Annotated in this window: 26 protein-coding genes and 1 riboswitch; of the genes, 14 read left to right on the top strand and 12 right to left on the bottom strand. The window is 72.6% G+C overall.

Going from position 1 to position 25480, the window contains the following annotated elements; all coding sequences use genetic code 11:
• Positions 1-38: 38 nt before the first annotated feature.
• On the bottom strand, positions 39-383 hold the full coding sequence (locus ACIO92_RS25100; RefSeq protein ID WP_401238743.1) for a VOC family protein: 345 nt from the start codon (positions 381-383) through the stop codon (positions 39-41).
• Positions 384-551: 168 nt separating this feature from the next.
• Here ACIO92_RS25100 and ACIO92_RS25105 point away from each other — a divergent pair, with 168 nt between their 5' ends.
• The 4 genes from ACIO92_RS25105 to ACIO92_RS25120 all read left to right on the top strand — a co-directional run bounded on the left by ACIO92_RS25105 (position 552) and on the right by ACIO92_RS25120 (position 4940).
• Entirely contained in the window at positions 552-1925 is a 1374-nt protein-coding gene (locus ACIO92_RS25105) for a glutamate decarboxylase (protein WP_366442678.1), read from the top strand.
• Positions 1926-1966: 41 nt separating this feature from the next.
• Positions 1967-3412, top strand: a complete 1446-nt coding sequence (locus tag ACIO92_RS25110) for an amino acid permease (protein ID WP_366442677.1) — start codon at positions 1967-1969, stop codon at positions 3410-3412.
• A gap of 1 nt (position 3413) precedes the next feature.
• Positions 3414-3785 (top strand): hypothetical protein, encoded by a 372-nt coding sequence (locus tag ACIO92_RS25115; protein WP_402058878.1) that lies wholly within the window; start codon positions 3414-3416, stop codon positions 3783-3785.
• A 303-nt stretch (positions 3786-4088) separates the two neighbouring features.
• A complete protein-coding gene (locus ACIO92_RS25120) occupies positions 4089-4940 on the top strand; it encodes a hypothetical protein (protein WP_366442675.1) in 852 nt (283 codons plus the stop codon).
• Positions 4941-5067: 127 nt separating this feature from the next.
• Here the strand turns inward: ACIO92_RS25120 and bioD are convergent, their stop codons facing one another.
• The 3 genes from bioD to bioB form a co-directional block, all read right to left on the bottom strand.
• The gene (gene bioD, locus ACIO92_RS25125) at positions 5068-5790 is read right to left on the bottom strand and encodes a dethiobiotin synthase (protein ID WP_366442674.1); all 723 of its coding nucleotides are present in this window, start codon (positions 5788-5790) and stop codon (positions 5068-5070) included.
• 20 nt (positions 5791-5810) lie between these two features.
• The gene (locus tag ACIO92_RS25130; RefSeq protein WP_366442730.1) at positions 5811-7031 is read right to left on the bottom strand and encodes an adenosylmethionine--8-amino-7-oxononanoate transaminase; all 1221 of its coding nucleotides are present in this window, start codon (positions 7029-7031) and stop codon (positions 5811-5813) included.
• 67 nt (positions 7032-7098) lie between these two features.
• Positions 7099-8331, bottom strand: coding sequence for a biotin synthase BioB (gene bioB / locus ACIO92_RS25135; protein ID WP_401238757.1), 1233 nt, complete (start codon positions 8329-8331; stop codon positions 7099-7101).
• Between the two features lie 143 nt (positions 8332-8474).
• On the opposite strand from bioB, the gene ACIO92_RS25140 reads away from it, so the two are divergent.
• Both ACIO92_RS25140 and ACIO92_RS25145 read left to right on the top strand, forming a co-directional pair.
• Positions 8475-9653: an 8-amino-7-oxononanoate synthase gene (locus tag ACIO92_RS25140; RefSeq protein ID WP_366442672.1), complete on the top strand. Its 1179-nt coding sequence runs from the start codon at positions 8475-8477 to the stop codon at positions 9651-9653.
• A gap of 168 nt (positions 9654-9821) precedes the next feature.
• Positions 9822-10259: an ATP-binding protein gene (locus ACIO92_RS25145; protein WP_366442671.1), complete on the top strand. Its 438-nt coding sequence runs from the start codon at positions 9822-9824 to the stop codon at positions 10257-10259.
• Between the two features lie 253 nt (positions 10260-10512).
• Here ACIO92_RS25145 and ACIO92_RS25150 read toward each other — a convergent pair whose 3' ends face one another.
• A complete protein-coding gene (locus tag ACIO92_RS25150) occupies positions 10513-10989 on the bottom strand; it encodes a C40 family peptidase (protein WP_351783670.1) in 477 nt (158 codons plus the stop codon).
• A gap of 3 nt (positions 10990-10992) precedes the next feature.
• A riboswitch (cyclic di-AMP (ydaO/yuaA leader) is annotated at positions 10993-11200 on the bottom strand.
• Positions 11201-11729: 529 nt separating this feature from the next.
• Here ACIO92_RS25150 and ACIO92_RS25155 point away from each other — a divergent pair.
• From ACIO92_RS25155 to ACIO92_RS25185, 7 genes are all read left to right on the top strand, one after another.
• On the top strand, positions 11730-12032 hold the full coding sequence (locus tag ACIO92_RS25155) for an urease subunit gamma (protein WP_366442670.1): 303 nt from the start codon (positions 11730-11732) through the stop codon (positions 12030-12032).
• A gap of 12 nt (positions 12033-12044) precedes the next feature.
• Complete coding sequence (locus ACIO92_RS25160) at positions 12045-12377, top strand: urease subunit beta (protein WP_384859603.1); 333 nt, start codon at positions 12045-12047, stop codon at positions 12375-12377.
• Complete coding sequence (locus tag ACIO92_RS25165) at positions 12370-14091, top strand: urease subunit alpha (protein WP_366442668.1); 1722 nt, start codon at positions 12370-12372, stop codon at positions 14089-14091. The genes ACIO92_RS25160 and ACIO92_RS25165 overlap by 8 nt, the downstream gene beginning before the upstream one ends.
• A 13-nt stretch (positions 14092-14104) precedes the next feature.
• Positions 14105-14767: an urease accessory UreF family protein gene (locus ACIO92_RS25170; RefSeq protein WP_366442667.1), complete on the top strand. Its 663-nt coding sequence runs from the start codon at positions 14105-14107 to the stop codon at positions 14765-14767.
• Positions 14768-14938: 171 nt separating this feature from the next.
• Positions 14939-15613 (top strand): urease accessory protein UreG, encoded by a 675-nt coding sequence (gene ureG, locus ACIO92_RS25175; RefSeq protein ID WP_366442666.1) that lies wholly within the window; start codon positions 14939-14941, stop codon positions 15611-15613.
• Positions 15610-16353, top strand: a complete 744-nt coding sequence (locus ACIO92_RS25180; protein ID WP_366442729.1) for an urease accessory protein UreD — start codon at positions 15610-15612, stop codon at positions 16351-16353. Before ureG ends, ACIO92_RS25180 begins: the two co-directional genes overlap by 4 nt.
• Positions 16354-16530: 177 nt before the next feature.
• Positions 16531-18111 carry an alpha/beta hydrolase gene (locus ACIO92_RS25185; RefSeq protein WP_366442665.1) on the top strand — a complete coding sequence of 527 codons (1581 nt, stop codon included), beginning with the start codon at positions 16531-16533 and terminating at the stop codon, positions 18109-18111.
• A gap of 94 nt (positions 18112-18205) precedes the next feature.
• Here the strand turns inward: ACIO92_RS25185 and ACIO92_RS25190 are convergent, their stop codons facing one another.
• From ACIO92_RS25190 to ACIO92_RS25215, 6 genes are all read right to left on the bottom strand, one after another.
• Positions 18206-18925, bottom strand: a complete 720-nt coding sequence (locus ACIO92_RS25190; RefSeq protein ID WP_402058886.1) for a lysophospholipid acyltransferase family protein — start codon at positions 18923-18925, stop codon at positions 18206-18208.
• A 90-nt stretch (positions 18926-19015) separates the two neighbouring features.
• The gene (locus tag ACIO92_RS25195; protein ID WP_366442735.1) at positions 19016-19234 is read right to left on the bottom strand and encodes a hypothetical protein; all 219 of its coding nucleotides are present in this window, start codon (positions 19232-19234) and stop codon (positions 19016-19018) included.
• A gap of 339 nt (positions 19235-19573) precedes the next feature.
• On the bottom strand, positions 19574-20524 hold the full coding sequence (locus tag ACIO92_RS25200; RefSeq protein ID WP_366442663.1) for a cytochrome c oxidase assembly protein: 951 nt from the start codon (positions 20522-20524) through the stop codon (positions 19574-19576).
• Between the two features lie 104 nt (positions 20525-20628).
• Entirely contained in the window at positions 20629-21654 is a 1026-nt protein-coding gene (locus ACIO92_RS25205) for a 6-phosphofructokinase (RefSeq protein WP_366442662.1), read from the bottom strand.
• A gap of 149 nt (positions 21655-21803) precedes the next feature.
• Entirely contained in the window at positions 21804-22532 is a 729-nt protein-coding gene (locus ACIO92_RS25210) for a glutamine amidotransferase (protein ID WP_366442661.1), read from the bottom strand.
• 20 nt (positions 22533-22552) lie between these two features.
• Entirely contained in the window at positions 22553-23800 is a 1248-nt protein-coding gene (locus tag ACIO92_RS25215) for a MurT ligase domain-containing protein (RefSeq protein ID WP_366442660.1), read from the bottom strand.
• A 126-nt stretch (positions 23801-23926) separates the two neighbouring features.
• Here ACIO92_RS25215 and def point away from each other — a divergent pair, with 126 nt between their 5' ends.
• Positions 23927-24487 (top strand): peptide deformylase, encoded by a 561-nt coding sequence (gene def, locus ACIO92_RS25220; protein ID WP_366442659.1) that lies wholly within the window; start codon positions 23927-23929, stop codon positions 24485-24487.
• A 248-nt stretch (positions 24488-24735) separates the two neighbouring features.
• Here def and ACIO92_RS25225 read toward each other — a convergent pair whose 3' ends face one another.
• Positions 24736-25383, bottom strand: a complete 648-nt coding sequence (locus ACIO92_RS25225) for a TetR family transcriptional regulator (RefSeq protein WP_366442658.1) — start codon at positions 25381-25383, stop codon at positions 24736-24738.
• Positions 25384-25480 lie beyond the last annotated feature (97 nt).

Below are 25480 nucleotides of genomic sequence, written 5' to 3' on the forward strand. Positions count from 1 at the left end.
AGCGGGTCACGAAGCAGCGCGGGGACATCCGGCCCTCCTCAGCCGGTCACGAAGCAGAACTCGTTGCCCTCCGGGTCCCGCATGACCTGGAAGGTGCCCTGGGGGTCGGTCACGGGCCCGCCCACGCGGACCGCGCCCGCGCGGGAGGCCTCCTCGGCCGCCCGGCCGGGGTCCTCGACCGCCAGGTCGAGATGGACCCGGTTCTTCACCGTCCTGCCCTCCGGCACCCGCTGGAAGGCGAGCCGGACGAAGCCCGGCGGATCCACGTACGACCAGGCGTCGCCGCGGTCGACCGGGTCCCCGCCGAGGAGCCCGGCCCAGAAACGGACGAGCGCGGCCGGACCGGCGCAGTCGAACACGATCTCCTGGACGTGAGCGCGCATGTCCCCAGCCTAGGGCCAGGCCGGGAGCCGTGGGGGCCGTTGCCCCGGCGGCAGCCGCCATCCCGGTGAAAGACGGAGCTCCGTCCCTCCTGCCGACACGGATCTCCGGGGTGAACGGTGGGAGGAAAGGGAGGATGCGGGCGAAACCGCGCGTGAGGAAGGTGTGTCATGGCCGATGACGGCATCGTGGAGGTGAACCCGCTGTTCACCCGTCCCGGAGAGACGGCGGTGACGGACAGGTTCCGGATCCCGGGAGGGCCCATGCTCCCCGAGACGGCCTACCAGATCGTCCACGACGAGATCATGCTCGACGGCAACGCGCGGCTGAACCTGGCGACGTTCGTGGGCACCTGGATGGACCCGTACGCGTCGAAGCTGTACGCGGACGCCTTCGACAAGAACATGATCGACAAGGACGAGTACCCGCAGACGGCGGCGATCGAGGACCGCTGCTGGAAGATGCTGGCCGAGCTGTGGCACGCGCCGGACCCGACCGGGACCGTGGGCACGTCCACCACCGGCTCGTCGGAGGCTTGTATGCTCGCCGGCCTGGCGCTCAAGCGCCGCTGGCAGCACGCCCGCCGGGCGGCGGGCGAACCGGCCGACAGACCGAACCTCGTGATGTCGTCGGCCGTCCAGGTGGTGTGGGAGAAGTTCTGCAACTACTGGGACGTCGAGCCCCGGTACGTGCCCATCACCGAGGACCACAAATGTCTCGACGGCCATGACCTGGCCTCCTACGTCGATGGGAACACCATCGGTGTCGTGGCGATCCTCGGAGTGACGTACACCGGTGTGTACGAGCCGGTCCGCGAGATCGCCGCCGCCCTCGACGCCCTCCAGCGCGACACCGGTCTGGACGTCCCCCTCCATGTCGACGGCGCGTCCGGCGCGATGATCGCCCCGTTCCTCCAGCCCGACCTGGTGTGGGACTTCCGGCTCGAACGGGTCCACTCCATCAACACCTCCGGCCACAAGTACGGGCTGGTCTACCCCGGTCTGGGCTGGGTGGTGTGGCGCAGCGCCGACCTGCTCCCCGAGGACCTGGTCTTCCGCGTCAGCTACCTGGGCGGTGACATGCCCACCTTCGCGCTCAACTTCTCGCGCCCCGGGGCCCAGGTCCTCCTGCAGTACTACCAGTTCCTGCGGCAGGGCCGGGCCGGGTACCGGGCGGTGCAGAAGGCCAGCCAGGACGTCGCCCGGTTCCTCGCGGAGGGCGTCGGCGCCATGGACGCCTTCGAGCTGTGGAACGACGGCTCGGACATCCCGGTCTTCGCCTGGCGGCAGAAGGCGGGCCACACCGGGAACTGGTCGCTGTACGACCTGTCCGAGCGGCTGCGCCTGAAGGGCTGGCAGGTCCCCGCCTACCCGCTGCCGGACGATCTGGCCGATCTGACCGTGCAGCGCGTGGTCGTGCGCAACGGACTGGGCATGGACCTCGCCCGTTCCCTGCTCGACGACATCCGCCACGCCGTCCGGTTCCTCGACGGGCTCAGCGGGCCGATGCCCTCCGAGGGCCGCGTCTCCGGGTTCCACCACTGATGGCCGCCGTCACCCCGCCCCCGGCGGGGCGGGGAACCGCCGTGGCTGCCGCGGCCCCGCGTCCGCGCGCGTACCTGTCGGTGTTCAACCTGGCCGTCCTCACCGTGGTCGCGGTGGCCAGCCTGCGCAGCCTGCCGACGATGTCGACCTACGGCCTCGGCAGCATCACGCTCTACCTCGTCCCGGCGCTGTTCTTCCTGGTCCCGGTGGCCCTGGTGGCGGCCGAGCTGGCGACCGGCTGGAACGGCGGAGTGTTCGTCTGGGTCCGGGAGGCGATGGGCGCGCGCTGGGGCTTCGTCGCGATCTGGCTCCAGTGGATCCAGAACGTCGTCTGGTTCCCCGTCCAGCTCGCCTTCATCGCCGCCAGCTTCACCTTCGTCCTCGCCGACCAGGACCTGTCCGGCTCCGGTCTCTACACCGCGGTCGTGATCGTCGTCCTGTACTGGGCGTCCACCGCGCTGACGCTGCGGGGCGGGAACCTCTTCGCCAAGGTCGGGTCGTGGGGCGGTCTGATCGGCACGATCGCCCCCGGTGTCCTGCTCATCGTGCTCGGTGCCTGCTGGCTCGGCACCGGCGAGAAGAGCCAGGTGCCCCTCCACTGGGGGGACGTGGTGCCGCCGTTCACCGGCTTTGCCAGCCTGGTGCTGATCGTCAGCAACTTCCTGGCGTACGCGGGCATGGAGGTCAACGCCGTCCACGCCACCGACATGCGCGCCCCCGGCAAGGGATATCCGAAGGCGGTGTTCATCGCCGTGGCGGGAATCCTGGGGGTGTTCATCCTGCCCACCCTGGCCGTCGCGCTCGCGGTCCCCAAGGGCGAACTGGGCCTGACCACGGGCATCAACCTCGCCTTCAAGGTCTTCTTCGAGCACTGGGGCGTCCCGTGGGCCACGGCGGTGGTCTCCGCCGCCATCGCCGTCGGCGCCCTCGCCTCCGTGGTCACCTGGATCGCGGGCCCGAGCAAGGGCGTGCTGGCCGCCGCGGAGACGGGGCTCATGCCGCCGTGGATGCAGAAGCGCAACAAGGCCGGAGTCCAGCAGAGCATCCTCCTGGTCCAGGGCCTGATCGTGACGGCCCTGGCGGCCCTGTTCATCGCCATCCCCAACGTCTCGACGGCCTTCTTCACCCTCGTGGACATGGCCGCGGCACTATATTTGATCATGTACATGTTGATGTTCGTCTCCGCGCTGAGGCTGCGGGGGCTGCGCCCCGACGTCGTGCGCGCCTACCGGGTACCGGCGATCAAGCTGGTGGCGGGCATCGGCTTCGCCGCCTCGGCCGCCGCCTTCGCGCTCGGCTTCGTCCCTCCCCAGGGGCTGTCCGGAATCCCCCCGCACCTCTACCCGGTCATGATGCTCGTCGTGATCGTCGCGCTCGGGACCCCGCCGCTGCTCTTCTACCGCTTCCGCAGGCCCGGCTGGAACCGTGGGCGGCGTGTGGACTCCGACGTCACCGCCCCCGCCCCGACCACCTCGACGGAGGGCTGACATGCGTCGCATCGCGGCCGTCGCGGCCATGCCGCTCGCCGTCCTCGTCCTGCTCACCGGATGTGCTTCGGACTCCCGGGCGAAGGAGGTCAGGGCGGCGCTGTTCACGGAGAAGGCGCGTGCGGCCGGTGTCGCCTCCGGAATGACCCCCGCCGTCGCCGCGTCGCTCTACGGCGACGACGGGGGCGCCCTCTGTGCCGCGCTCGACGGCAATCCGGCCGGCCTCCTGCTGGGCTGGGGGCGCGCCACCCTCACCGCCACGCCGGAGGAGCACGCCGACGACCTGATCGCCTACGACCGTCTCGTCGTCGAGGTCTACTGCCCGGACCGGCTCGGCGACTTCGGCGAACTCGCGGGCCGCGTCAACCGCTGAGGCGCCGGGGCGGCCCCCGCCACCCGCCTGCCGGGCGGGGCGGGCGCCCCGAGCCGTACGGCGCCGGACGCCGGGATGCCCGTGCGGGTCCGGCGTCGCCGCCCGCCGAACCCGTACGGCGGCGCCCCGGGGAGCCGCTCCCCGCGGGCCCGTCCGGCTCGGCCGCTGTCGGGGCGCGCCCCTCGGCCGGAAGTCGCCGGAGCGTCCTCCGACGCTCGCGGAATACCCCCTGGGGGTATATGGTTCCGATGGATGTACCGCACGGACGAACAGCGGCGGGCGCGCAGACCACAGGGAGACGTCATGAGGAACCACACCGGCCACGACCAGTCCGACCACGGCGGTCACGGCGCCCACGCGGCCCACGGCGGGGCCCGGCCCGGCGGGCTGTCGGTCTCCGAGGACGGGTACTCCCTCGAACTCGACGCGACCGTCCTCACCGCCGGTGTCCAGTCGATCGGCTTCCGGATCATCGGCCCCGACGGAGGGGTCGTCACCCGGTTCCTCGCCGAGCACGAGAAGGAACTGCACTTCATCGCCGTCCGGCGCGACACGGCCGGTTTCCAGCACGTGCACCCGGTGCGGGACGAGGAAGGCACCTGGAGCGTCGAACTGACCCTGGAACCGGGGGACTGGCGCTTCTTCACCGACATCCACCCGGTCGGCCACGACGGCACCATGACGCTGGGGATCGACGCCGCCGTCGCCGGACCGTACGCCCCGAAGCCGCTGCCCGAAGCCACCGGGACCGCCCTGGTCGACGACTACACCGTCACCCTCGACGGCGAACTCCTCGTCGGGGAGACGGGGGAACTGACCCTCACCGTCAGCCGGGACGGCCACCCCGTCACCGACCTCCAGCCCTACCTGGCCGCCTACGGACACCTCGTGGCCCTGCGGGTCGGCGACCTCGGCTACCTCCACGTCCACCCGGAGGGCGCGCCCGGCGACGGCGTCACCGCCCCCGGACCCGGGATCACCTTCTTCGCGTCCGCGCCCTCGGCCGGCACCTACCGCCTGTACCTGGACTTCAAGCACGGCGGATTCGTCCGCACCGCCGAGTTCACCGTACGGGCCACCGCCCCCGCTCCGGACGCGGGCCACCGGGCCGCGCCCGAGCACGGGAGCCACCACGGCGCCCACGCGCACCACTGACCGCGCCCGCCGCCCCGGCGGGCCGACCGGCCCGGACGGGCCCACCGCCCCGCCGGACCGGCGGGGGCCTCGGTCCTTCCGGACCCAGCGCCGGGCGGAGCCCGTCCCGGGAGCGGGCCCGCCCCCGTCATCCGGTGGTGGCGAACCGCTCCGTCGTCTCCGCCGCGTCCCAGGTGCCGCCGAGCACCGGGGCCAGCCAGTCGGCCGCCGCCGCCCGGAACCCCACGGGGTCCAGCGCTCCCGAGCCTTCCGGTACGGCGCCGAGCAGGGGCGCGCCCGCCGCCTCCGGGAGGTCCGCCAGGTTGCAGCGGGCGGCCAGGTCAGGCGCGGACGGCCAGCTGCCGATGACCACGCCCAGCTGCTCGATCCCGCGTGCCGCCAGCGCCTCGGCCGTCAGGGCCGTGGAGTTGAGGGTGCCGAGTCCGGCCGGGGCCACCACGAGGACCGGGGCGCCGAGCAGCGCGGCCACGTCCGCGAGGGTGCCGCCCTCCTCGTCGAAGCGGACGAGCAGCCCGCCCGCCCCCTCCACGAGCACCAGGTCGTGCTCGGCGGCCAGCTTCCGGGCCGCCTCCGCGACCTCCCCGGGGCCCACCGGCGCGAGCCCGGCCCGCCGGGCCGCCGTGCCGGGGGCCAACGGCTCGGGGAACCGGCCCAGTTCGACGGAGACGGCGGCGCCCGAGAGCCGGACGGCCTCGTCCGCGTCCCCCCGCTCGTCCGGTCCGAGGCCGGTCTGCGCGGGCTTGAGGACGGCGACCGAGCGTCCGGCGGCGACGGCGACGGCGGCCACCGCCGCGGTCACCACCGTCTTGCCGATCTCCGTGCCGGTACCGCTGACGACGACGATTCCCATGGACGTACCGGTCCTTCCGTTCAGCCCGCCGTCGCGGCGGCGAGGACGGCGGCGCAGATCCGGGCCAGGTCCTCGTCGCCCGTCACGTACGGCGGCATCGTGTAGATCAGGTCCCGGAAGGGGCGCAGCCAGACGCCCTCCCGGACGGCGGCGCGGGTCGCCGCCGCCATGTCGACCGGACGGTCGAGCTGGACGACGCCGATCGCGCCCAGCACCCGTACCTCCCGCACCCCGGGGAGCGCGGCGGCGGGCGCCAGGCCCTCCCGCAGCCCGGCCTCGATCCGCTCGACCTCGCCCGCCCAGTCCTGGGAGAGGAGCAGGTCGATCGAGGCGAGGGCCACGGCGGACGCCAGCGGGTTGCCCATGAAGGTCGGCCCGTGGGCCAGTACGGGCACCTCGCCCCGGGAGATCCCGTCGGCGACCCGGCCGGTGCAGAGCGTCGCCGCCATCGACAGGTATCCGCCGGTCAGTGCCTTGCCCAGGCACATCACATCGGGGGAGATCCCGGCCTGACCGGCGGCGAAGAGCGTGCCGGTGCGGCCGAACCCGGTGGCGATCTCGTCGAGGACGAGGAGCACGTCGTGCGCGTCGCAGGCCTCGCGCAGCACCCGCAGGTAGTCGGGGTGGTGGAAGCGCATCCCGCCCGCGCCCTGCACCACCGGCTCCACGATCACGGCGGCGAGTTCCCCCGCGTGCCGGGCTATGCCCTCCCGCAGCCGCTGGGCGTACTCCTCCTCGTACGCGGCGGGCGGGGCGTCCAGGAACACCTGCGGCTGGAGCACGCCGGTCCACAGCTCGTGCATCCCGCCCTCCGGGTCGCACACCGACATGGGCTGCCAGGTGTCGCCGTGGTAGCCGCCGCGCCAGGTGAGCAGCCGGTGCTTCTCGGGCCGTCCGAGCGAACGCCAGTACTGCAGGCACATCTTGACGGCGACCTCGACCGAGACGGAGCCCGAGTCGCTGAGGAAGACGTGCCGCAGCGGCTCGGGGGTGATCTCGACGAGCCGGGCGGCGAGCCGGACGGCGGGCTCGTGGGTGAGTCCGCCGAACATGACGTGGCTCATCCGGCCGAGCTGGGCGTGGGCCGCCGCGTTGAGCACCGGGTGGTTGTAGCCGTGGACGGCCGACCACCAGGAGGCCATGCCGTCGATCAGCTCGTCGTGCCCCTCGGCGGGTTCGGCGAGCCGCAGGCGCACCCCGGACGCGGACGCCACGACCAGCGGGTCCGTACGGCCCGGCATGGGACCGTAGGGGTGCCAGACGTGGGCCCGGTCCAGGGCGACGAGTTCGTCGTTGCGCACGGTGGTCCTAGGCGTTGGGGGCGAGGTCGGTGCCCGCGCCCCGGCGGCGCACGGCGACCAGGTCGGTCCTGGCCTCGTTCGGCGAAGGCGCCTCCGGCGCGGTGTGTCCGCCGCAGGGGCCGCAGCCGCCGCCCGCCCGCGCGTGCCCGCCGCAGCCGTCCGCCGCCGCGCCGTCCGCCGGGCCGCAGCCGGACGCGGTGGTCCCGCAGCCGCCCCCGGCCGCCGCGAGCGCGTCCGCGCGGTGCTCCGGCAGCGTGGTCGTGCCCGCGCCCTCCACCTCGAAGCCCGCGTCCGCGATCATGTCCAGGTCGGTCTGCCCGGCCTGGCCCTCGCTGGTCAGGTAGTCGCCGAGGAAGATCGAGTTCGCGATGTGCAGGGCCAGCGGCTGCATCGAACGCAGGTGCACCTCACGGCCGCCCGCGATCCGCACCTCGACGTCGGGGCAGACGAACCGGACCATCGCCAGGATGCGCAGACAGCGCTGCGGGGTGAGGTTCCACTCCTTGGCGAGGGGGGTGCCCTCGAAGGGGATGAGGAAGTTGACCGGTACGGAGTCCGAGTCCAGCTCGCGGAGCGCGTACACGACGTCGACCAGGTCCTCGTCGCTCTCGCCCATGCCCGCGATCAGCCCCGAGCAGGCGGAGAGCCCGGCGGAGTGCGCCTTGCGGACGGTGTCCACCCGGTCCGCGTAGGTGTGGGTGGAGGTGATCTTCCCGTACGTCCCCTCGGAGGTGTTGAGGTTGTGGTTGTACGCGTCGGCGCCCGCCTCCCGCAGCCGCTCCGCCTGCCCGTCCGAGAGCAGTCCGAGGCAGGCGCACACCTCGACGCCCTCGTTGCCCTCCTTGATGGCCTCGATGGTCCTGCCGACCCGCTCGACGTCCCGGTCGGTCGGACCACGGCCGCTCGCCACCAGACACACCCGCTTGGCGCCGCCCGCGACACCCGCGGCCGCGGCCCGGGACGCCTCGTCCGGCTTCAGCCAGGTGTACTTGAGGATCCCGGCCTCGGAGCCGAGCCGCTGCGAGCAGTACGAGCAGTCCTCGGGGCACAGTCCGGACTTCAGGTTCACCAGGTAGTTGAGCTTCACCCGGCGCCCGAACCACTGGCGGCGCACCTTGCCCGCGGCGGCCACCACATCGAGCAGTTCGTCGTCCGAGGTCGCCAGGACGGCGAGCGCTTCCCCACGGGTCGGCAGCTCGCGCCGCAGCCCCTTCTCCACCAGCGTGTTCAGCAGGTCCATAACCGTTGATCCTGTCCTACCGCCCGCCTCCGGGCCAAGGAGGAACCGAACAAACGGCCCCGAAGGAGGTGTGTGGATGACCACATCCCCACCCCGGCTTCCGTTGGCTAGGGTCTGTGCGCTGCCTACAAAAGGAACGCCGTATGTCACAGGCCGACGGGACCCGGGCCGCGGGCCCGCGCCGCACCGCGTTCGACTGGACCGACGCCGAGGCGCGCCGCCGTGCCGACGCCGGTCTCGTCCGGGTGCTGCGGCCCCGCGCCGCCGACTCCGACCTCCTGGACCTGGCGGGCAACGACTACCTGGGCCTGACCCGACGGCCCGAGGTGACCGGAGCGGCGGCCGAGGCGGCGAGCCGCTGGGGCGCGGGCTCCACCGGTTCCCGGCTCGTCACCGGGACCACCCGGCTGCACGCCCGGCTGGAACGCGAACTCGCCGATTTCTGCGGCTTCGAGGCCGCCCTCGTCTTCTCCTCCGGCTACACCGCGAACCTGGCCGCGCTCACCGCGCTGGGCGGCCGGGACGCCCTGATCGTCTCCGACGCCTCCAACCACGCCTCGATCGTGGACGGCTGCCGTCTGGCGCGCGCCGAGACCGCCGTCGTCCCGCACGCCGACCCGGAGGCCGTGCGCAAGACCCTCGACGCGCATCCGGGGCGGCGGGCCCTGGTCGTCAGCGACTCCGTGTTCTCCGTCGACGGCGACCGGGCCCCGCTGTCCGCGCTCGCCGCCGCCTGCCGCGCGCACGGCGCCGGTCTGGTCGTGGACGACGCCCACGGCCTCGGCGTCCTCGGCGACGGCGGTCGGGGGGCCCTGCACGGGGCCGGGCTCGCGGGCGACGAGGACGTGGTGGCCACCGTCACCCTGTCGAAGTCCCTCGGCAGTCAGGGCGGCGCGGTCCTCGGCCCGGCCCGGGTGGTCGAGCACCTGGTCAACGCGGCCCGCACCTTCATCTTCGACACCGGTCTCGCCCCGGCCGCCGCCGGGGGCGCGCTGGCGGCCCTGCGTCTGCTGGCGGCCGAGCCGGGTCTCGCGGAGCGGACCCGTACGGTTGCCACCACCCTGCACCGGCTCCTCACCGGGGCGGGTCTGACGGCCGCCCGGCCCGACGCGGCCGTGGTCTCGGTGCGCGCCCCCTCCCCGGAGGCGGCGCTGCGCTGGGCGGCGGACTGCCGGGAGCGGGGGCTCGCGGTCGGCTGTTTCCGGCCGCCCTCCGTGCCCGACGGGGTCTCGCGGCTACGGCTCACGGCCCGCGCGGATCTGACGGACGAGCGGATCGCGTACGCGGTGGAAACGATCCTGCGGACGGCTCCGGCCGGCTGACCCGGCGGACGGCGGCCCGGTGCGTCCCGGGGCCTTCGCGTTCACCGCTTCGGGCGACAGATGGGGACATATCTTGGGAGAACGCCTCCCGGCGCGGCCCGATCGGTGGCAGTCTGACGCGCAGTGCGATCCGGGGCAGCGGCCCCGGCGGAAAGGGACGGCGTCGCCATGGCAGACCAGCAGGAAGCATCCGTCACTCTGCCGAGCGAACCCGCCTCGGTGTCCACGGCCCGGCGGTTCGTGGCGGAGGTTCTCGGCTGCTGGGGCCTGGACGACGCCACGGAGACCGCGGACGCGATCCGGATCGTCGTCTCCGAGCTGGCCACCAACGCCGTGCTGCACACCCTCGGCCAGTCGCCCACCTTCACGGTGGACCTCAGGCTCGACCGGGAGGAGCAGCTGCACATCGGTGTCACCGACAGTCATCCGAGGCTGCCGCGCCGTCTGCCCGCCGCGGTCCAGCAGGACAACGGCAGGGGCATGGTCATCGTCAGGGCCCTCGCGGCGGAGGCCGGCGGGCGTCTCTCCGTGACCCCGATCGAGGAGGGCGGCAAGACGGTCCGGATCTCCCTCCCGTGGACCCCCGCCCCGCTGGCCAGCCGCTGACGGACCCGCGTGGGGCGGGTCCGTCGTCGTGACCCGGGCCGATGCCGTCGTCGCGGGCCCGAGAGGGGCCCCGGAGGCGGCTTCCGCGGGGGACGCGCGGTCGCCGGGACCGTACCGCCAGGGGTCGGCCCGGGTCCGTGCGGGATGCGGCGGCGCCACCGCACCCCGCACGGACCGGCGCCGTCCGTTCCGCCTGATCAGTTCACGGACCGGCCCCGGGTCAGTTCACGGACCGGCCGTCGGTTCCGCCGGGTCAGCGGACGCGGCCGTAGTAGATCTTGGACGACCAGATCTTGTCGAGCTTCACCCAGGACCCCGTCTTGGGCGAGTGCCAGATCTTGCCGCTCCCGGCGTAGATGCCCACGTGGTAGACCCTTCCGCCGGAGTGGAAGAAGACCAGGTCCCCCTTCTGCCGTGAGGCGGCGGAGACGCGTGTGGTTCTGTTGTACTGCTGCTGCGCGGTGCGGGGCAGCGACTTGCCCGCCTTCTGGTACGCGTAGAGCGTCAGACCGGAGCAGTCGAACCTGGAGGGTCCGGCGCTCCCGTACCGGTACGGTGCTCCCTTCTTGGACGCGGCGACGCTCAGTGCCTTGTTCGCGTAGTTCGTCGCTGCCTGGGCCTCCGGCGCCGCACCCGGTGCGAGCAGCGTGCCGCCGACGGCGGCGAGAGTGAGAGCCGAGACGGCTCCGACCCGGGACAGCAGGGACGGGACGTGCATCTGCGCAGTCATGCGCAACCCTTCGTCAGCCGCCTGTGAAGGATGACCTGTCGGGTTCGGGCAGGCGAAGATGCCCGGCCGCGGTTGCGGCTTCACCCCAAGGGGCGGCCCCGCTGTGGGAAACAGCGCGTACGCCCCGTAAAAATCGGGTCCTCCACTCCTGCCGGTCCAATCCTGTCGACCAGACGTCCGGGACAGCGGCAGGACTCGGCGTCCGCCCGGACCGCCCCGCCGCGGCGGCGGGGGCTTGTCGTCGACAGGGATCTTGACTCACACCAGGGGTGAAATCCGAGTGGAAACGGCGATATGTGAGGCTCCTCACGACTGATCCGTTCGGGTGGACAGGAGGGTTTCGTGATCATCGGAGGTACCCCCGGCGAGCCCCGCACCAGCGATGGAACGTTCGATTCCGCCAGATGAGTACATCGATGGCGCAAGTTGACCGGTCTGAATATCGACTCGTCGACTACTCCGAACGAGGGAGGGATTCTGCGACACGTGTCGGCCGTCCGGCCCTCGACACGACACGGCCGGATGTCGATCCGTCAGGGGAGGGTCCGGCTCCGTATGTACCGTCGTCGGTCCGATGATCATGTGATCGCAAAGGCGTAGTTAACCAGCCGGAAAAACTTCCGCCCTAACGTGCAATGTCTGCCGGTGTACCGCGCTCCAGCATTCAACAAGGTGTTGAAGCTCGGTAGGGTCCGCAGCTGTCCGGGTCCCGTCCCGGCGGACGACTGTGAGGTGGAAGTGTGCAATTGAGCCCGCACGAGCAGGAACGCCTGCTCATCCATGTGGCCGCCGACGTGGCCGAGAAGCGCAGGGCACGCGGTGTGCGACTCAACCACCCCGAGGTCGTCGCGCTGATCACCGCTCATGTCCTCGAAGGCGCCAGGGACGGCCGCACGGTCGCCGAACTGATGGCCTCCGGACGCCAGGTGCTCACCCGCGACGAGGTCATGGAGGGCGTCCCCGAGATGATCCACGACGTCCAGGTCGAGGCCACCTTCCCGGACGGCACCAAGCTCGTCACCGTCCACGACCCCATCGTCTGAACGGACGCGCCGATGATCCCCGGAGAGATCCTGTACGCGGACGGCCCCGTCCCCCTCAACGAGGGGCGCCCCGTCACGCGTCTGACCGTGCTCAACGCCGCCGACCGGCCCGTCCAGGTCGGCTCCCACTACCACTTCGCCGAGGTCAACCCCGGACTCGAGTTCGACCGTGCCGCCGCGCGCGGACAGCGGCTGCACATCGCCGCCGGAACCGCCGTCCGCTTCGAACCCGGCATCCCCGTCGAGGTCGAACTCGTTCCCCTCACCGGCCGCCGGATCGTCCCCGGTCTGCGCGGCGAGACCGCGGGTCCCCTGGACGCGAACGAAGAGGACTCCCGTGCCTGATCTGCACCGCGCCGTCTACGCCGACCTGTTCGGCCCCACCACCGGCGACCGCCTCCGGCTCGCCGACACCGACCTCTTCGTGGAGATCGAGGAGGACCGCAGCGGAGGCCCCGGCCGGGCCGGGGACGAAGCCGTCTTCGGCGGCGGCAAGGTCATCCGAGAGTCGATGGGCCAGGCCCGCACCACCCGCGCCGAGGGGGCCCCCGACACCGTCATCACCGGGGCCGTGGTCATCGACCACTGGGGGATCGTCAAGGCCGACATCGGCATCAGGGACGGCCGGATCGTCGCCCTCGGCAAGGCCGGCAACCCCGACACCATGGACGGCGTCCACCCCGGCCTGGTGATCGGCCCCGAGACCGAGGTCATCGTCGGCAACGGCCGCATCGTCACCGCGGGCGCCGTCGACACCCATGTCCACTTCATCTCCCCGACCGTGGTCGAGCAGGCCCTCGCCACCGGCGTCACCACGCTCGTCGGCGGCGGTACCGGCCCCGCCGAGGGCACCAAGGCCACCACCATCACCCCCGGCCCCTGGCACATGGCCCGGATGTTCGAGGCCCTGGACACCTTCCCCGTCAACATCGGTCTGCTCGGCAAGGGCAACACCATGTCCCGGGAGGCCATGCACTCCCAACTGCGCGGCGGAGCGCTCGGGTTCAAGATCCACGAGGACTGGGGCGCCACCCCCGCCGTCATCGACGCCTGCCTCGGCGTCTGCGAGGAGACGGGCGCCCAGCTCGCCATCCACACCGACACCCTGAACGAGGCGGGCTTCGTCGGCGACACCCTCGCCGCCGTCGCCGGGCGCACCATCCACGCCTACCACACCGAGGGCGCGGGCGGCGGCCACGCCCCCGACATCATCACCGTGGTCTCGGAGCCGAACGTCCTGCCGAGCTCCACCAATCCGACCCGGCCGCACACCGTCAACACCATCGAGGAACACCTCGACATGCTGATGGTCTGCCACCACCTCAACCCGGCCGTCCCCGAGGACCTCGCCTTCGCGGAGTCCCGCATCCGGCCCTCCACCATCGCCGCCGAGGACGTCCTGCACGACCTGGGCGCGATCTCGATCATCTCCTCCGACTCCCAGGCCATGGGCCGCATCGGCGAAGTGATCATGCGCACCTGGCAGACCGCCCACGTCATGAAGAAGCGGCGCGGCGCCCTCCCCGGCGACGGCCGCGCCGACAACCACCGGGCCCGCCGCTACGTCGCCAAGTACACGATCAACCCGGCCGTCGCCCAGGGCATGGGCCACGTCATCGGCTCGGTCGAACCCGGCAAGCTCGCCGACCTGGTCCTGTGGGAACCCGCCTTCTTCGGTGTGAAGCCGCTCGTCGTCATCAAGGGCGGACAGATCGCGTACGCGCAGCTCGGCGACGCCAACGCCTCCATCCCCACCCCGCAGCCGGTGCTGCCGCGCCCCATGTTCGGCGCGCTCGGCCGGGCGGCCGCCGCGGGCTCGATCAACTTCGTCGCCCAGGCGGCCATCGAGGACGACCTCCCGCAGAAGCTCGGACTGCACAAGGAGTTCGCCGCCATCGGCTCCACCCGACGGGTCACCAAGGCGGACATGGTCGAGAACGACGCCGTGCCCCGGGTCGAGGTCGACGCCGACACCTTCTCGGTGAGCATCGACGGCGAAGTGGTCGAACCCGCACCCGCCGCCGAACTGCCCATGGCCCAGCGTTACTTCCTCTTCTGACGGCGCCCCCTCCATGACACGCTCCGCACTGCTCGTGCTCGCCGACGGACGGTTTCCCGCCGGCGGGCACGCCCACTCCGGCGGCGCCGAGGCCGCCGTCCGCGCCGACCGCGTCCGGGACGCCACGGGACTGGAGTCCTTCTGCCGCGGCCGACTGCGCACCACCGGCCTCACCTCCGCCGCGCTGGCCGCCGGGGCCGCGCACGGACTCGACCCGGCCGAACTCGACACGGCGGCCGACGCCCGCACTCCCTCGCCCGCCCTGCGCGCCGCCGCGCGCAGGCTCGGCCGTCAGATGATGCGGGCCGCCCGCGCCGCCTGGCCCAGCCCCGAACTCGACGCGCTGGCCGCGCTGTTCCCGCGCGGCGCCCATCAGCCCGTCGTCCTCGGCACCGCCGCCCGCGCCGCCGGGCTCGGCCCCGAGGACGCCGCCCACTGCGTCGTGTACGAGACCGTCGGCGGACCGGCCACCGCCGTCGTCCGCCTCCTCGGCCTCGACCCCTACCAGGCCACCGCCGTCCTCGCCCGCCTCGCCCCCGAGATGGACGAGGTCGCCGCACAGGCCGTGGCGGCCGCCCGGCAGGGCGTCGACGCCCTGCCCGCGGCCTCCGCGCCCCTGCTCGACCTCACCGCCGAACAGCACGCCGCCTGGCCGGTGCGCCTCTTCGCCTCATGACGGCCTCATGACGGCCTCGGACGGCCCCGCGGACACCTCAGGACCGACTTCTGGCCGACTTCTGGCCGTCTCCTGACCGCTTCATGACCCCGGGGCCGGGTCCCGTCCCGGCCCCGACCCACTCTTGCGTCCACCCCTCCACGGCCCGCCCGCACACCAAGGAGCTGCCCCATGCACCTCGACCACGGACACCACCACGGCGCCGTCTCCGCCGACGCCCACCGCCCCGACGGCACCCGCCGCGCCCTGCGCATCGGACTCGGCGGCCCCGTCGGCTCCGGCAAGACCGCCACCGTCGCCGCCCTCTGCCGGGCCCTGCGCGACACCCTCTCCCTCGCCGTCGTCACCAACGACATCTACACCCGGGAGGACGCCGAGTTCCTGCTCCGCAACGCCGTCCTGCCGCCCGAGCGCATCCGCGCCGTCGAGACCGGCGCCTGCCCCCACACCGCCATCCGCGACGACATCTCCGCCAACCTCGAAGCCGTCGAGGAACTGGAGGACGCGGTGGGGCCGCTCGACCTCATCCTCGTCGAATCCGGCGGCGACAACCTCACCGCCACCTTCTCCAAGGGCCTCGTCGACGCCCAGATCTTCGTCATCGACGTCGCGGGCGGCGACGACATCCCGCGCAAGGGCGGCCCCGGCGTCACCACCGCCGACCTCCTCGTCGTCAACAAGACCGACCTCGCCCCGTACGTCGGCTCCGACCTGGACCGGATGGCCCACGACGCCGGGGAGCAGCGCGGCGACCTGCCCGTCGCCTTCACCTCGCTGCGCACCGAGAACGGCGTCGCCCCCGTCGTCGACTGGGTCCGGGAGCGGATCGGGGCATGGACCGCGTGAGCCTGCGCGCCACCGCCCGGATCGCCGCCGACGCCGACGGCGGGCTGCCGCTCCTGGTGAGCGACGGCCCCCTCGCCCTGCGGCGCACCAGGACACCGGGGCCGTACACCCGGGTCACCGTCGTCGGGGCGATGAGCGCCCCGCTCGGCGGTGACCGGCTCGCCGTCGAGGCCGAGGTACGGGAAGGGGCCCGGCTCCTCGTCGACTCGGCCGCCGCCACCCTGGCCCTGCCGGGCCGGGACACCGGGCCCGCCACGTACGACGTACGGCTCCGCGTCGGCGCGGGGGCGGTGCTCCGCTGGCTGCCCGAACAACTGGTCTCCGTCCAGGGCTCGGAGCTGCGGATGCGGACCGTCGTCGAACTCGCGGCCACGGCCCGGCTCGTGCTGCGCGAGGAGCAGGTCCTCGGGCGGTACGGCGAACCGCCGGGCACCCTCACCACCCGGCTCACCGTCCGCCGGGCGGGACGGCCGCTGCTCGACCAGGAACTCGCCTTCGGCCCCGGCGCCCCCGACGGCTGGGACGGCGGCGCCGTCCTGGGCGGGCACCGGTCTGTCGGTCAACTCCTCGTCGTGGACCCGGTGTTCGAGGAGAAGCCGGTGGAGACCCGGCTGCTGGGGGAGTACGCGGTGGTGACCCCCCTCGCCGGGCCCGCCGCACTCGTCACCGCGGTCGCCCCGGACGCGCTGGTGCTGCGCCGCCTCCTCGACGAGGCCTCGGCGGCACTCGCCCCGTTCTGACCGTTCCCCGGGCGTCCCCGGGGAGTGTCACCGCTCAGCGGTACACGCGGCACCGGTTATTGGTTCGGCAAAGAAACACGTGTACGCCCTTTCAACGTGAGCCTCCCAGGCGAAAGGATCCCCCGACAACCAAAAGCGGCGCTGCCACGGGGGCGGCGCCCCACTGGGGGAGGACACGTGAGACGCACGGCAGTGCTCGGCTCGGCCGGCACTCTGATAGCCGGCACGCTCGTCATGGGCGGGCTCGCAGCCCCGGCGGCGAACGCCGACAGCAACCGGCACCTGCGGGACGCCGAGTCGGTCGGCGTCGCCGTCGCCGCGGCGCGCGCCGCCCGCACGGGCATCGACTGGAAGGACTGCCCGGCCGACTGGGGCCTGGAGAAGCCGATCCAGTGCGGCTGGGTCACCGTCCCCGTCGACTACGCGAGGCCCGACGGCAAGAAGATCAAGATCGCCGTCGACCGCGTCAAGTCCACCGGCACCCCGGCCGAGCGCCAGGGCGCGCTCCTCTACAACCCGGGCGGCCCCGGCGGCTCCGGCCTGCGCTTCCCGCGCCGGGTCACCACCAACAACGCCATCTGGGCGAGCGCCGCCAAGGCCTACGACTTCGTGGGCTTCGACCCGCGAGGCGTCGGCAAGTCGGCCCCCATCTCCTGTGTCGACCCGACCGACTTCGTCAAGGGCCCCAAGGCCGACCCGGTCCCCGACACGGAGGCCGACAAGGCCGCGCAGCGCAAGCTCGCCGCCGCGTACGCCAAGGGCTGCGCCGAGAAGAGCGGCGACATGCTGCCCTTCATGAACACGCCCAACACCGCCCGCGACCTCGACGTCGTCCGCGCCGCCCTCGGCGAGCGCAAGCTCAACTACGTCGGCGTCTCCTACGGCACCTACCTCGGCGCGGTCTACGGCACCCTCTTCCCGGACCACGTCCGCCGGATGGTCCTCGACAGCGTCGTCGACCCGTCGAAGGACAAGATCTGGTACGAGGTCAACCTCGACCAGGACGTCGCCTTCGAGGGCCGCCTCAAGGACTGGATGACCTGGGTCGCCAAGAACGACGCGGCCTACCACCTCGGCGACACCCTGGCGGAGGTCAAGCAGCAGTGGACCACCCTGCGCGCCACCGCCAAGAAGAACCCGCTGGGCGGCAAGGTCGGCCCCGCCGAGCTCATCGGCTTCTTCCAGAACGCCCCCTACTACGACTCCATGTGGGCCCCCGTGGCCGAGGCGTGGAGCGCCTACGCCGCCGGTGACCCGCAGCCGCTGATCGACGCCGCCGCCGCCGACCTCTCCGACACGGCGGGCAACGCCGCCTCGGAGAACGGCAACGCCGTCTACACCGCCGTCGAGTGCGCCGACGCCCCCTGGCCGACCAGCTGGAAGAAGTGGAACCGGGACAACACCCGCCTCCACCAGAAGTACCCCTTCCTGACCTGGTCCAACGCCTGGATGAACCTCCCCTGCGCCACCTGGTCGGCCCCGCGCCAGCGCCCGACCGAGGTGAAGACCGGCAAGGGCCTGCCGCCGGTGCTCATCGCGCAGTCCGAGCGCGACGCCGCCACCCCGTACGCGGGCGCCGTCGAGCTGCACAAGCGGTTCAAGAACTCGCGTCTGATCACGGAGCGGGACGCCGGCTCGCACGGCATCACCAACCTGGTCAACCCCTGCCTCAACACCAAGGTCGAGGCCTATCTGCTGACCGGCGAGCTGGACGCCAGGGACCAGACCTGCGCCCCGCACGCCACCCCGCGGCCGTGACCCGGTGAGAGGAGGGGCGGCCGTCCGACGGCCGCCCCTCCTCTCGTCCCCGGCCCGCCCCGGCCGGGCGACCGTGCCGCGCGCGGACCGGATCTCAGCGTTCCGGCCGGGGGGACTCCTCCGCCGGGGACCCGTCGTCCCGCTCCACGGCCTTCACCACCGCCGCGTACTCGTCCACGTACTCCTGTCCGGACAGCCGCAGGATCTCGTACATGATCTCGTCGGTCACCGCGCGGACCACCGCCCGCTGGTCCGTCGCCCCCGCGAACCGCGAGAAGTCCAGCGGCTTCCCGAACCGGATCGTGACCCGCCGGATCCTCGGCACGACCTTCCCCGGCGGCTGGATCTCGAAGGTCCCCACCATCGCGCAGGGCACCACCGGCACCCCCGCCGTCAGCGCCATCACCGCCACCCCCACCTTGCCCTTGTAGAGCCGTCCGTCGTGCGAGCGCGTCCCCTCCGGGTAGATCCCCAGCAGTTCGCCCCGGGCCAGCACCCCGAGCCCCTCGCGGATCGCCGCCTTCCCCGCCTCCTTCCCCGACCGGTCCACCGGGATCTGTCCGGCCGCCCGGAAGAACGCCGCCGTCAGCCGCCCCCTGAGTCCCGGTCCGGTGAAGTACTCCTGTTTGGCCAGGAACGTGATCCGCCGGTCGAGCACCACCGGCATCAGGAAGTGGTCCGAGAAGGAGAGGTGATTTCCCGCGACGATCGCCGCGCCCTCCTCGGGGACGTTCTCCAGGCCCTCGGTCCGGGGCCGGAAGAGCAGTTTCAGCAGGGGCCCGAGCAGGACGTGCTTCATCAGCTGGTAGAACACGCGAGATCCCCGTTCGTCGTCCGTCCACCCGTTGTAACCGCGCGGGGCCCCACGGTCCAGCGGGCGGGCGCCGGGCCCGCGGGGAAGGAATCAGGGCCGTACGGTGCCGGGGCCCCGGCCCGTAGGGGGGCGCGGGCGCGGGGCGGACGGGTTCTGGCTGTCCGCCGCGGCCATCCCGATCGTGGCCACCGCGAGCACCACCCAGCCGAGCCAGAGCCAGCCGCTGCTGCCGAGCGCCACCGTGTACGCCGTCGTGAGCACCAGCGCGGCGCAGGTCAGCGCCGCCATCGTCTTCGTGGGACCGGACATCGGTCCGCCCTTCTCCCGACCGGGGTCGCGGAAGCCGTCCAGCCCATCGTGACCCCGCGAGGGGGGCGCGCGCTACTCCCCGGACGCTCCGTCGTGCGCCGAACCCGCCCCTGAACGCGCCCGCACCCGCCCCTGACCTGCCCCGACAGCGCCTCCGCCCCGCCGCGACAAAACCTCGCCCCGTCCCGGACGAAGCGACCGGGCCCGTCCCGGACGAAGCCTCCGGGCTCACCCCTGACCTGCCCCCGACCCGCCCCCGGCAATGACTCCGGGCCCGGACGGGACCCCGTGAGGGTCTCCGCGCGGGCCCGGAGGCGAAGCGTCACACGAGCGGGCGCGTCACCGCCCGCGCGCCTGGAGCGAGGCCAGATACGCGTTGTACGCCTCCAGCTCCTTGTCCCCGTTCCGGTCGGCCGCCCGGTCCATGCGGACCGCCTGCCGCTGCTCGGAGTGGTACCACTGGTAGACCAGCGCGATCAGCACCAGGACCGACGGGATCTCGCTGAACGCCCAGGCGATGCCGCCCGCCGCGTTCTGGTCGGCGAGCGCGTCGATCCCCAGCGAGGCGGGCGGGTTCTTGTAAGCCTCCACCAGCGGCTCCGTCGCCATCATCATCGCGATGCCGAAGAACGCGTGGAACGGCATACCCGCGAACAGCTCCAGCATCCGCATCACGTACCCCGGCCGGTGCGGCCCCGGGTCCACACCCATGATCGGCCAGAAGAACACCAGGCCCACCATGAGGAAGTGCACCATCATCCCGATGTGCCCCGGCTTCGAGGCCATCAGGGTGTCGAAGAGCGGGGTGAAGTACAGACCGTAGAGGCTCGCGATGAACAGGAAGATCGTGAACACCGGGTGGGTGATGACCCGCAGGTACCGGCTGTGCAGCAGCTTCAGGAGCAGCTCGCGCGGGCCGGTCGAACCGCGCCCGGCCACCGGCAGCGCCCGCAGCGCCAGCGTCACCGGCGCCCCCAGGAGCAGCAGGATCGGCGACAGCATGGAGATCACCATGTGCTGCACCATGTGCACGCTAAACATGACCATGCCGTAGTCGTTGAGCTTGGTGCACATCACCAGGGCCACGGACAGCACGCCGACCGTGAAGAACACCGTCCGGCTCACCGGCCACGCGTCCCCGCGCCGCCGCAGCCGCGTCACGCCCCACCCGTACAGACCGAGCGCCGTGAGGCAGCCGATCAGGAAGAAGAGGTCGGGGGAGAACTCCAGGGCCCGCCCCAGCGTGAACGGCGGCAGATCCGTGGTCATGCCGTGCCCGCTGTGATCCATCGTGTGTACTCCTGGAGCCCGATTCGCGCTTGTTGTCCGCACCAGACTAGAACCGCCCCCGGTCGCGGACGCGACCGGGGGCGGATGTCAGGCGCCGGAACGGATCAGAGCACGCACTCGGCCTCGGCGTAGCGGTCCGAGGGGACCGTCTTGAGGGTCTCCACGGCCTTGCCCAGCGGCACCATCTCGATGTCGGTGCCGCGCAGCGCCGTCATCATCCCGAACTCGCCCCGGTGCGCCGCCTCGACCGCGTGCCAGCCGAAGCGGGTCGCGAGGACACGGTCGTACGCGGTGGGGGTGCCGCCGCGCTGGACGTGACCGAGGATGACCGGTCGGGCCTCCTTGCCGAGCCTGCGCTCCAGTTCCACCGAGAGCTGGTTGGCGACGCCGGTGAACCGCTCGTGGCCGTACTCGTCCTTGCCGCCGGAGTGGAACACCATCGAGCCCTCGCGGGGCTTGGCGCCCTCGGCGACGACCACGATCGCGAACCGCTTGCCCGCCTCGAAGCGCTCGCCGACCCGGGCGGCCAGCTCGTCCATGTCGAAGGGCCGCTCGGGCACGACGACCGCGTGCGCGCCCGCCGCCATGCCGGAGTGCAGCGCTATCCAGCCGGTGTGACGGCCCATGACCTCGACGACCAGGACGCGCTGGTGGGACTCGGCGGTGGTCTTCAGCCGGTCGAGGGCCTCGGTGGCGACGGTCACGGCGGTGTCGAAACCGAAGGTGACGTCGGTGGAGGCGATGTCGTTGTCGATGGTCTTCGGGACGCCGACGATCGGCAGCCCCGCCTCGGACAGCAGGTTCGCCGCCTTGAGGGTGCCCTCGCCGCCGATCGGGATGATGGCGTCGAGGCCGAGGTCGGCCACGTGCCCCTTGGCGCGCTCGACGCCGTCCACCAGATGCGCGGGCTGGACGCGCGAGGAGCCGAGGATGGTGCCGCCCCGCGCGAGGATGCCGCCGACGGCGTCGAGGTCGAGCTTGCGGTAGTCGCACTCGAGGAGTCCCCGCCACCCGTCGTGGAAACCGATCACCTCGTCGCCGTGGTCGACGACGGCGCGGTGCACGACGGAACGGATGACAGCGTTCAGACCGGGGCAGTCTCCGCCGGAGGTGAGCACGCCAATGCGCATAGCCCGAAAACCTTTGCAACGTGGGCCGACTCCCGGACCCCGTCGTCCGGCTGGATCCCCGCCACCCTATCGGTGCAGGATGGCGGGGCCGAACAGGATGTCCGCACAGTGGACAACGTACGCGTGTACGGGTGCCCCGCGCGGTCGTGTCAGGCGGGCTGGGTGGCCGCCGCGATGCGCTCGGCGCGCAGCGCCTCGTACCAGCGGTCGTCGGTCGGCGGCAGCGCGTTCACGTCGAGGGCCAGCTTCAGGAGCAGGTCCGCGATCTGCGGGTTGCGGGCCATGACCGGGCCGTGCATGTACGTACCGAAGACGGTCTCGTTGTACGCGCCCTCGGTGCCGTCGCCGGTGCCGTTGCCGTTGCCGAAGACGGTCCGGGCGAACGGCCGGGCCGACGGGCCGAGGTGCGTGATGCCCTGGTGGTTCTCGAAGCCCGTGAGCTGCGGGAGGCCCAGGCGCGGGTCGATGTCCGCGAGGACGTCGCCGACGCACCGCTGGCCCTCGCCACGGGTCGAGATCACGTCGATGAGGCCGAGACCGGCCTCGCGCTCGCCGAGGTCGTTGATGAACTCGTGGCCCAGGATCTGGTACCCGGCGCAGACCGAGAAGATGATGGCGCCGTTGGACGCGGCCCGGCTGAGACCGCCGTCCCGCCGCAGCCGCTCGGCCGCGAGCCGCTGCGGACGGTCCTCGCCGCCGCCGACCAGGTAGATGTCGCCGGAGGTCGGGACCGGCTGGTCGCTGCGGACGTCGACGCGCTCGACGTTGAGACGCCGCTGCTGGGCGCGGCGCTCGACCACGAGCACATTGCCCTGGTCGCCGTAGGTGCTGAGCAGGTCCGGGTAGACCCAGACCAGCCGCAGGCTGCTCTCACTCATGCTGCAAAGTCCTTTGCGGGTCAGTTGCCGACGCGGCGGCGGACGTCCTGGAACGCGGTGTAGTTGGCGATCAGCTCGATCTGTCCGGGCGGGGCCATGGAGACGGCCTCGTCCAGCGTCTCGCAGACGCGGAAGTCCACCCCGGCGACCTCCAGGCGGACCGCGAGGTCGAGCCTGCGGTCGCCGATCACCATGATCGGGTGTCCGGCGAGACGGCCGTAGTCGACGTCCCACAGCCAGGAGGTGTCCGTGCCGTCGGCGCCGCGCGCGTTGACCGAGAGGATCACCGGCGCGGGCGGTCCGTCGATCAGGGAGAACGTCTCCAGCCAGCCCGCCGGGTTCTTCGCGAGCAGCAGCCGCAGCTCACGGCCCTGGAAGGAGACCACGTCGTAGCGTCCGGCGACGGCCTGCACCTGGTACATCCGCTCCAGGGCCACCTGCGGCGGCACCCCGAAGACGGCGGCGACGGCGGCCGAGGTGGCGGCGTTCGCCTTGTTGGCGCGGCCGGGCAGCTGGAGCCGGATCGGCCAGGCCGAACCGTGCGGGTCGAGGACGTGGTCGCCGTTGAGCGCCCAGCTCGGCGCGGGACGGCGGAAGCCGCACTCGCCGCAGAACCAGTCGTCGCCGGGGCGCTGCATCACACCGCCGCAGGCGGGGCAGGACCAGGCGTCGTCCTTCCACTCCTGGCCCGCCGCGACCCACACCACGTTGGCGGAGGAGGAGGCGGCCCACACGATGAGCGGGTCGTCGGCGTTGGCGACGACCACGGCCTTGGTGCCGTTGAGGCCCTCGCGCCACTTCTCGGCGAGCATCCGGGTCTCGGCCGCGCGGTCGAGCTGGTCGCGGGAGAGGTTCAGCAGCGCGATCACCTTGGGCGTGGTGTCACGGGCGACCCCGGCGAGGTACTTCTCGTCGACCTCGATCACGCCGTACCTGGAGTCCGAGCCGCCGGCCAGCGCGGAGGTGATGCCCGCGGGCATGTTGGCGCCGAGGGCGTTGGAGACGACGGGTCCCGCTGCGCGCAGGGCCTCCGCGATCAGCCGGGTCGTCGTGGTCTTGCCGTTGGTCGCGGACACCAGGACGACGTCCAGGTGCTGGGCGAGCCGACCGAGGAGGTCGGGGTCGAGCTTCAGCGCGACCCGACCGCCGATCACCGATCCGCTGCCGCGCCCCGCCGCCCGCGACACCGCGGCCGCGGCCTTGCCCGCCGTCACGGCCAGCTTGGCGCGCGGCGACAGCGGCTCTGGATTCCCGGGGTGTCCTGACATCGTTCTTGTTCCTCCTTGCGTCGGTCCGTGCTCAGCCTATCGAGATCCGGTCAGCAGCCCGAACAGCGGCACCGCCGAGCGGGCGCGCGAAACGCCGAGGTCATGGCGGACCGTACCCTTACGGCCATGCGAAACCGGCCCATCCCCGGCAGTTCCGGCCACGTCCGAGCGATGACCCTCCTCGGCGATCCCGTGCTGCACGCCCCCTGCGAACCCGTCACCGACTTCGGCCCCGAACTGGCCCGGCTCGTCGAGGACATGTTCGCCACGATGTACGCGGCGCACGGTGTGGGCCTGGCGGCGAACCAGGTCGGTGTGGGCCTGCGGGTCTTCGTGTACGACTGCCCCGACGACGAGGAGACCCGCCATCTGGGCCATGTGGTGAACCCCCGTCTGGTGGCCGCCGACGGCGATGTGTTCCGGGGCCCGGAGGGCTGTCTTTCGCTGCCGGGCCTGGAGGCGCCGACGCCCCGGTACGACCGCGCGGTGGTCGAGGGCGTACGGACGGACGGCTCGCCGATACGGATCGAGGGGACGGGTTTCTTCGCCCGCTGCCTCCAGCACGAGACCGACCACCTGGACGGCGGGGTCTACGCGGACCACGTCACGGGGTGGCGCAAGTCACGGCTGCTGCGGGCGATCCGCAAGCAGCCGTGGGGCGCGAAGTCCTCGGTGCTGGAGGACTGAGGTCTGAGGCCTGCGGATTGCGGGTCGAGGTCTGAGGGCCGGGGAGGCGCCGGGCAGGGTGGGGGCTCCTGGGACCTGCGGGTGCCGGCCCCCGGGGCGCCGGAAGGCGCGGGCCGGTCAGGAACGAGAGCCGGATCACACCGGATCGCACGTGTGAGAGCCGGATCACGAGCAGGGTCGTGACCGGGAGCAGGATCGCGACTGAGGGCAGGATCGCGAGCGGGAGCCGGATCGTGTGCGTGGGCCGGTCAGAAGCCCGGACCGTCGGGCAGGTCCGGGGCCTGGGCGAGCCGTCCCCAGAGGAGGTCCGCCATGCTCCGGACGAGATCCTCACGGGAGCAGGGGCGCTCGCCGAGCCACCAGTCCCCGGCGGCGTGCATCATCCCGACGATCCCGTGGCCCCAGATCCGGGCCTGGACCTCGGCGCCGGGCCCGAGGTCGATGCGTTCGGCGACGACCCGGCCGAGCTCCTCGCCCATGCGGCGCAGCAGCGGGGCGGAGTGGCGGCCGACGTCGAAGCCCTGCTCGGGCTGGTGGGACTCCTCCGCCGGGTGCATGAGGAAGCGGTAGACCTGGGGCATCGCCTCGATCGAGGCGAGATAGGTGTCGAGGGTGGCCTCGACCCGGCGGCGCCGGTCGGAGGGAGCGTCGAGCGCGGCCCTGAGCGCGTCGAGGAGCGCGTCGGTGTGCCGGATGGCGAGGGCGCGGTAGAGGCCGCCCTTGTCGCCGAAGTGGCGGTAGAGGATCGGCTTGGTGATGCCCGCCTCGGCCGCGATCGCGTTCATGGAGGCCTTGGGGCCGTCCCTGAGCACCACCCGGTCCGCCGCCTCCAGCAGTTCGCGCCGCCGCTGGTCGGCGGGCGTCTGCCGGTCGGTGGTCCGGTGTGCGATGTCCATGAGCGTGTCTCCCCGCGCCGCGTCTGCCTGAGGCTTCGCAACGTAACACCCGCCCGCTCTCCGCTGCCGGTCGGGCCGAATCGCTCCGCCGCAGGTT

It is taken from the genome of Streptomyces sp. NPDC087215 (genome assembly GCF_044744885.1).
Classification (GTDB): Bacteria; Actinomycetota; Actinomycetes; order Streptomycetales; family Streptomycetaceae; genus Streptomyces.

Coding starts and splice junctions, on each gene's coding strand:
- ACIO92_RS25170 (WP_366442667.1), top strand. CDS start 14,105: ATGACACGCTCCGCACTGCTCGTGCTCGCCGACGGACGGTTTCCCGCC.
- ACIO92_RS25200 (WP_366442663.1), bottom strand. CDS start 20,524: ATGGATCACAGCGGGCACGGCATGACCACGGATCTGCCGCCGTTCACG.
- bioD (WP_366442674.1), bottom strand. CDS start 5,790: ATGGGAATCGTCGTCGTCAGCGGTACCGGCACGGAGATCGGCAAGACG.
- ACIO92_RS25105 (WP_366442678.1), top strand. CDS start 552: ATGGCCGATGACGGCATCGTGGAGGTGAACCCGCTGTTCACCCGTCCC.
- ACIO92_RS25195 (WP_366442735.1), bottom strand. CDS start 19,234: ATGTCCGGTCCCACGAAGACGATGGCGGCGCTGACCTGCGCCGCGCTG.
- ACIO92_RS25145 (WP_366442671.1), top strand. CDS start 9,822: ATGGCAGACCAGCAGGAAGCATCCGTCACTCTGCCGAGCGAACCCGCC.
- bioB (WP_401238757.1), bottom strand. CDS start 8,331: ATGGACCTGCTGAACACGCTGGTGGAGAAGGGGCTGCGGCGCGAGCTG.
- def (WP_366442659.1), top strand. CDS start 23,927: ATGCGAAACCGGCCCATCCCCGGCAGTTCCGGCCACGTCCGAGCGATG.
- ACIO92_RS25215 (WP_366442660.1), bottom strand. CDS start 23,800: ATGTCAGGACACCCCGGGAATCCAGAGCCGCTGTCGCCGCGCGCCAAG.
- ACIO92_RS25225 (WP_366442658.1), bottom strand. CDS start 25,383: ATGGACATCGCACACCGGACCACCGACCGGCAGACGCCCGCCGACCAG.
- ACIO92_RS25115 (WP_402058878.1), top strand. CDS start 3,414: ATGCGTCGCATCGCGGCCGTCGCGGCCATGCCGCTCGCCGTCCTCGTC.
- ACIO92_RS25160 (WP_384859603.1), top strand. CDS start 12,045: ATGATCCCCGGAGAGATCCTGTACGCGGACGGCCCCGTCCCCCTCAAC.
- ureG (WP_366442666.1), top strand. CDS start 14,939: ATGCACCTCGACCACGGACACCACCACGGCGCCGTCTCCGCCGACGCC.
- ACIO92_RS25210 (WP_366442661.1), bottom strand. CDS start 22,532: ATGAGTGAGAGCAGCCTGCGGCTGGTCTGGGTCTACCCGGACCTGCTC.
- ACIO92_RS25100 (WP_401238743.1), bottom strand. CDS start 383: ATGCGCGCTCACGTCCAGGAGATCGTGTTCGACTGCGCCGGTCCGGCC.
- ACIO92_RS25150 (WP_351783670.1), bottom strand. CDS start 10,989: ATGACTGCGCAGATGCACGTCCCGTCCCTGCTGTCCCGGGTCGGAGCC.
- ACIO92_RS25140 (WP_366442672.1), top strand. CDS start 8,475: ATGTCACAGGCCGACGGGACCCGGGCCGCGGGCCCGCGCCGCACCGCG.
- ACIO92_RS25120 (WP_366442675.1), top strand. CDS start 4,089: ATGAGGAACCACACCGGCCACGACCAGTCCGACCACGGCGGTCACGGC.
- ACIO92_RS25205 (WP_366442662.1), bottom strand. CDS start 21,654: ATGCGCATTGGCGTGCTCACCTCCGGCGGAGACTGCCCCGGTCTGAAC.
- ACIO92_RS25130 (WP_366442730.1), bottom strand. CDS start 7,031: ATGCCGGGCCGTACGGACCCGCTGGTCGTGGCGTCCGCGTCCGGGGTG.